The following is a 4,193-nucleotide window of genomic DNA, read 5'->3' on the forward strand; positions in this document are numbered from 1 at the left end:
CAGGCCAAGCGTCACGACCCCGCCAAGCTGCGGCTCCACCTGATGACGGTCGGCGCGTTCCTCGGCGGCGGCCTTTTGGGCGTGGTCGCCTATCGCGTGATCGGCGTGGGGCGGCAATGTTTCGGCGCGGCCCGCCGGCCGGATGATACGGATATCGGTCGATCCGGTCGGTCCCAGCGCCAGCGTGCGGTCTTCGCTGTCGACCGCCGGCGCCGGCGGCAACACCGATTGCTGGACCGACGAGAGCACCGCGCGCGCGTCGACAGGCGCCAGCGTGTAGATCGGCGGTCCGTCGGGAAGCCCGTCGACGAAGGCGCGGGTTGCGGGCTCGAGGGGCGAAGGGGTCGGCACGGTCTTGGTCATCTCGCATCCTTTCGGGGCTGGACGGGAAGGCTCCCGCTGCGATCCAAGCGATGCCAGCGCACGGCCGCCGCGAACCATCGTTCCAAGGGACGTCCCCGGATGGCGAAGCCGCGGGGGCGGCCTATGCTTTGGTCGCTACGATCCGATCCCCTTGGTGCACCGGCCAGATGCTTTGGTCGGATAGGCCGGCGCGCGGCCGCCGGGCATGCCTCGTTCCGGCAAATACCAACCCGAGGAGACGATCATGTACCGTTCTATTCGTACCGCGGCGCTCGCGGCGCTGTTGATGTCCGGCGCCATTCCCGCCCAGGCGGCCGAGGACGCGGCCAAGCCCACCGTGGTTCTCGTCCACGGCGCCTTTGCCGATTCATCGGGCTGGAGCGACGTCATCGCGCGGCTCGAGAAGGACGGCTATCCGGTGATCGCTGTGGCCAATCCGCTGCGCAGCGTCGCGGGCGACGCCGCAAGCGTCGCCTCGGTCGTGCGGTCGATCCCGGGCCACGTGATCCTCGTCGGCCACAGCTATGGCGGCATCGTCATCACCGAGGCGGCCAAGGGCAATTCCAATGTGAAGGCGCTCGTCTACGTCGCCGGCTTCCTGCCCGATACGGGCGAATCGGCGCTGGCGCTGTCGGCCAAATTCCCCGGCAGCACGCTTGGCGAGGCGCTTGCGCCGGTCAGTCTGCCGGACGGCGGCACCGACCTCTACATCCAGCCCGCCAAATTCCACGCGCAGTTCGCCGCCGACGTTCCCGAAGCACAGGCGGTGCTGATGGCCGCGACGCAGCGTCCCGTCACGCAGGCCGCGCTGACCGACGCGGCGCGCGCCGCGACGTGGAAGAGCCTGCCGACCTATGTCATCTATGGCGCCGAGGACCGGAACATTCCCGCCGCGACGATGAAGTTCATGGCCGCCCGCGCCCACGCCCGCAAAACCGTCGGCATCGAACATGGCTCGCACGCGCTGATGGTGTCGCATCCCGCCGAGATCGCCTCGTTGATCGAGGAAGCCGCCACTGAATAATTCGGCGGGGATCGGGCAAGCCTCGTTCCCAACCACCGCGCCGGAAAATCTCCGGCGCGGTCAGTCGCGTCTTTCGTACGGTTCGGCGCGCTTTCTCTTGTCAACTGTATCAGTTGAGTTATCTTCGGGCGTTCGGGGCATAGCCGAATCGACCGGCTCGATCTGTTCCGTTCGACGAGAGGAGACTGTTTATGGCCAGCCTGGCTCAGACCCCCGACCTGTTCGATGCCGCGCGCTCGCTCGGTGTCTCGATTTCGCCTTCGACCCCGACAATCGGTGCCGAAATCTCGGGCCTCGATCTCGACCGGCCGCTGTCGTCGGCGGAAGCCGAACTGCTGCGCGCTGCATGGTTGCGCTTCAAGGTCGTCTTCTTTCGCGACCAGGATATCAGCCACGAGAGCCACGTCCGGCTTGGGGCCCTGTTCGGCGAACTCGAAGGCCACCCGGTGATCCCCTCGGTCGAGGGCTATCCCGAGATATTGAAGATCGAGGGCGTCGAGGGCGTCCAGCTCACCGCCGAAACGCTCGCGCCGTTTCAGGCCTATAACAAATGGCACACCGATGTGACCTTCCGCGAACGGCCGTCGATCGCGTCGATCCTCCGCGCGCGCCACCTGCCGCCGCTCGGCGGCGACACGATGTGGGCCGACACCGCTGCGGCCTGGGCCGGGCTGCCGCAGCCTGTGAAGGACCGCATCGAGGGGCTGGAGGCCGAGCATGACATCGTGCGCAGCTTCGGTGGGCGCGTCACCGAGGAAAAGCGCGCGCAGCTCGCGCGCGACTTCCCGCCGGTGCGCCACCCGGTGGTGCGTTCGCATCCCGAAACGGGCGAGAAGATCCTCTACGTCAACTACACCTTCACCAGCCGCATACTCGGGGTGAGCGAGGAGGAGAGCGACAGCCTGCTCCGCCTACTGTTCGACCGGATCAAGGTGCCCGAATATCAGGTGCGTTTCCGCTGGACCCCGAACGCCATCGGCATCTGGGACAATCGCTCGACCCAGCATTATGCCGTCGGCGACTATTGGCCCGAATATCGCGCGCTCGAACGCGTCACCGTGTCGGGCGACATCGTGACGCGATGAGGATGATCGAGGCCCAGCTTCACTCGCCGCGGCCACGGTTCCGCACCGCGACGCGCGTCGCGATCGTCGGTGCGGGGTTCTCGGGGACATTGCTTGCGATCAACCTGCTCGAACAACCCGATGTCGAGGTGCTGCTGATCGAGCGCGACCGGCACCGGATGGGCGCCGGGGTCGCGTACAGCAGCACCGAAACGTCGCACCTGCTCAATGTGCGCGCCGGCAATATGAGCGCCTTTGCCGACCGGCCCGACCATTTCTGCGAGTGGCTGGCGGCGCGCGGGCTCGGCTGCGAAGCGGCGTTCGTGACGCGCGCGACCTATGGTCGCTACCTGCGCGAGACGCTGCGTGCGGCGATGGAGACCTATGGCCGGCGGCTGAAGCTGGTCGACGACGAAGTGCTCGATATCGAGGAGAAGCGCGGGCAGGTCACGCTCGGTCTCGTCAACGGCGGGCTGATCGAGGCCGACCGCGCGGTGCTCGCGATCGGCAATTTGCCGCCGCACGACCCGCCGGCGATCGATGGCGCACATTTGCCGTCGCACCGCTATATCGGCGATCCGTGGGCGAGCGCGTTCGAGGAAGGGCTGGGCAAGCACGCTCCGGTGCTCGTTGTCGGCACCGGGCTGACCGCGGTCGATGTGATCCTGCGGCTTGTTTCGCACGGTCACGAAGGCCCGATCACCGCACTCTCGCGCCGCGGGCTGCGGCCGCATCGCCATATCGACGGGCTGCCGCGCCCGAAACCGGTGCTCGCCAAACCCGCGCCCGACCTCTCCGAACTGGTGCACTGGGCGCGGGGCGAGGCGCGGGAGCGCGACTGGCGGCTTGTCGTCGATTCGATCCGCCCGATCACGCAGATGATGTGGTCGGCGGCCGATGCCGACAAGCGCGCGCGTTTCCTGCGCCATCTCCGCCCCTTCTGGGACATCCATCGCCACCGGCTCGCGCCCGAGGTTGCCGACCGGATCGACGCGCTCGTCGCATCGGGGCAGCTCCATTTTCGCGCCGGCAAGATCGCCGGTGTTACGGCCGAGCCCGACACGCTCGCCGTTGCGTGGCTGCCCCGCGGCGAGGCTGACCTTGTGACAACGCATGCGGCGCGGATGATCAACTGCACCGGGCCGCAGGGCGATCTGCTGCGCTCGTCCGATCCGCTGATCCGCCGCCTGCTCGGCGCGCGGCGGATTCGCCCCGACGCACTGCGCCTCGGGCTCGACATCGACCGCGACGGCCATGTCGTCGATGCGGCGGGCCGGTCGTCGGACCATATCCTCGCGATCGGCCCGATGACGCGCGGCGACCTGTGGGAAGTCGTCGCAGTGCCCGATATCCGGGGCCAGGTCAGCGCGCTTGCGCGCCGCCTCGTCAACGCGCACTGGACGGGCGGCGAGGGGCTTTAGGACCCGGCTCGCCCTCTAGCGAACCCGATAAAGATAGGCGGGCTCGTTGGGATGGTCGAGCTTGCGCCAGACCGCCTCGGGCAGCAGGCGCGCGACCCCTGCCGCCTCCAGCGTCCGCGCGAGCCAGCTCGGCTGCGGCTGGAACCGCTCGACCAGCTGCCAGCCGGGCTGCGGCTGGTAATGCGGTGCGGCGGCGGCATCCATGCGCGCGTTGGGCTTCGCGGCGCGCGCGGGATTATAATAATAGAGGCTGCCTCGCACCGGCGGGGTCGCGGTCACGCGGTTCGTATCGCCCGACCAGCGCAGCGGTATTCCGACCCG

5 protein-coding genes are annotated in these 4,193 nt (G+C 68.3%); 3 read left to right on the forward strand and 2 right to left on the reverse strand.

Going from position 1 to position 4,193, the window contains the following annotated elements; all coding sequences use genetic code 11:
• Positions 1-363, reverse strand: a 363-nt coding sequence (locus VGD20_RS13035; protein WP_331134860.1) for a hypothetical protein, incomplete at its 3' end; no start/stop codon positions are given.
• Positions 364-607: 244 nt separating this feature from the next.
• Between VGD20_RS13035 and VGD20_RS13040 the strand changes: the two genes are divergently transcribed.
• The 3 genes from VGD20_RS13040 to VGD20_RS13050 all read left to right on the forward strand — a co-directional run bounded on the left by VGD20_RS13040 (position 608) and on the right by VGD20_RS13050 (position 3,872).
• A complete protein-coding gene (locus VGD20_RS13040; RefSeq protein WP_331134861.1) occupies positions 608-1,387 on the forward strand; it encodes an alpha/beta hydrolase in 780 nt (259 codons plus the stop codon).
• Positions 1,388-1,578: 191 nt separating this feature from the next.
• Positions 1,579-2,472: a TauD/TfdA dioxygenase family protein gene (locus tag VGD20_RS13045; protein WP_331134862.1), complete on the forward strand. Its 894-nt coding sequence runs from the start codon at positions 1,579-1,581 to the stop codon at positions 2,470-2,472.
• A 2-nt stretch (positions 2,473-2,474) separates the two neighbouring features.
• Positions 2,475-3,872 carry an FAD/NAD(P)-binding protein gene (locus tag VGD20_RS13050; protein ID WP_331134863.1) on the forward strand — a complete coding sequence of 466 codons (1,398 nt, stop codon included), beginning with the start codon at positions 2,475-2,477 and terminating at the stop codon, positions 3,870-3,872.
• Between the two features lie 15 nt (positions 3,873-3,887).
• Here VGD20_RS13050 and VGD20_RS13055 read toward each other — a convergent pair.
• Positions 3,888-4,193 (reverse strand): hypothetical protein (locus VGD20_RS13055; RefSeq protein WP_331134864.1); only part of this gene is annotated, 306 nt, incomplete at its 5' end.

The sequence above is a fragment of the Sphingopyxis sp. genome (genome assembly GCF_036402335.1).
Classification (GTDB): domain Bacteria; phylum Pseudomonadota; class Alphaproteobacteria; order Sphingomonadales; family Sphingomonadaceae; genus Sphingopyxis.